1 protein-coding gene is annotated in these 554 nt (G+C 45.8%); it reads left to right on the forward strand.

Annotation, left to right across the window (positions count from 1 at the left end):
* Window positions 1-98 precede the first annotated feature (98 nt).
* The coding region (locus ACQ661_RS12760) for a transposase domain-containing protein (RefSeq protein ID WP_431668596.1) at window positions 99-554 on the forward strand (456 nt) is incomplete at its 3' end.

The following is a 554-nucleotide window of genomic DNA, read 5'->3' on the forward strand; positions in this document are numbered from 1 at the left end:
TAATGCCGATCAGTTAAGAAATATTTTAGCGATCGGTTGACCGATCCTCCCAATGGATCAGAATCCGTAGTTAGTTAATTCTAGCTACGGATTTTTTTATGCAACTCACCACAGCACTCGCAATAGCCAATGGATATGCTCCAAACTCTGAAGAACTGGGTAAATTATCCGACATTCTTGATCCTGATTTAATTGATGAGGCGTTTGATAAGGCCGGTGTCGGCACGGTCAGGAAAAGACGTTTACCCTTGGATATGGTGTTGTGGAGTATTATAGGCATGGCCTTATATCGCAACACCAGCGTGTGGGACATCGTTGGACAAATGAATATTATGCTGCCTGGTCGACGGGCACTTGTAGCTCCAAGCGCTATTCCTCAAGCACGACAACGCCTTGGTGAACATGCCGTACAATCGGTATTTGAACATACGCAAGCGATTTGGAATGAACAAGCCGAGCATCCAACATGGCATGGCTTACGATTGCTTGGCGTCGATGGTGTTGTTTGGCGAACCCCTGACTCCAATGAGAATCAGCAAGCGTTCAAAAAGAGT

The sequence above is a fragment of the Pseudidiomarina sp. WS423 genome (assembly GCF_050750165.1).
Taxonomy (GTDB): Bacteria; Pseudomonadota; Gammaproteobacteria; order Enterobacterales; family Alteromonadaceae; genus Pseudidiomarina; species Pseudidiomarina fusca.